Source organism: Rahnella sp. CFA14(1/10) (assembly GCF_004195095.1).
GTDB classification, from domain to species: domain Bacteria; phylum Pseudomonadota; class Gammaproteobacteria; order Enterobacterales; family Enterobacteriaceae; genus Rahnella; species Rahnella perminowiae.
In genome coordinates, this window is sequence record NZ_SEWS01000038.1 from 1 (window position 1) to 472 (window position 472).

The 472-nt window shown below is 54.0% G+C and carries 1 protein-coding gene; it reads left to right on the top strand.

Annotated elements, in window-relative coordinates; translation table 11 throughout:
• Positions 1–404: cytochrome c (locus EVX52_RS25135; RefSeq protein ID WP_129992351.1), on the top strand; the 404-nt coding region annotated here is incomplete at its 5' end.
• Positions 405–472: the final 68 nt, after the last annotated feature.

A 472-nucleotide genomic window follows, 5' to 3' on the forward strand; every position in this document is an offset into this window, starting at 1 on the left:
TTTACCCACTGCGCGCTGAAGGTCAGACAATCGACCAGTCAGCCGCCGCCCTGTTTAATGCCAGCTGCGCAGCCTGTCACGGCAAAGGCGGTGAAGGCAGCGGCGAGGGATTCCATGCCTATCCGTCACTGTTCAGCCATACCAGCACTGGTTCTTACGACAGCCGCAATCAGGTTTCGGTCATCCTCAACGGCGTCCAGCGCCACATGGATAAAGGCGAAATCATGATGCCGTCGTTTGCCAGTCAGCTCGACGATGAACAGATTGCGACGCTAAGTCATTACGTCAGCACACAGTTTGGCAATCCGGCGGGAGCCACGGTCACCGCGAAAGATGTGGCGAAGATGCGTAAAGCCGCTGACCTGCCCTATCCGCCGAAAATTGAAGATGGCACGCAAAAATAATTCACCACGGTGAAAGCTAAACAAAAGGAGCCGCACAAGGCTCCTTTTAATTGTGAGAAGGTTAAAGA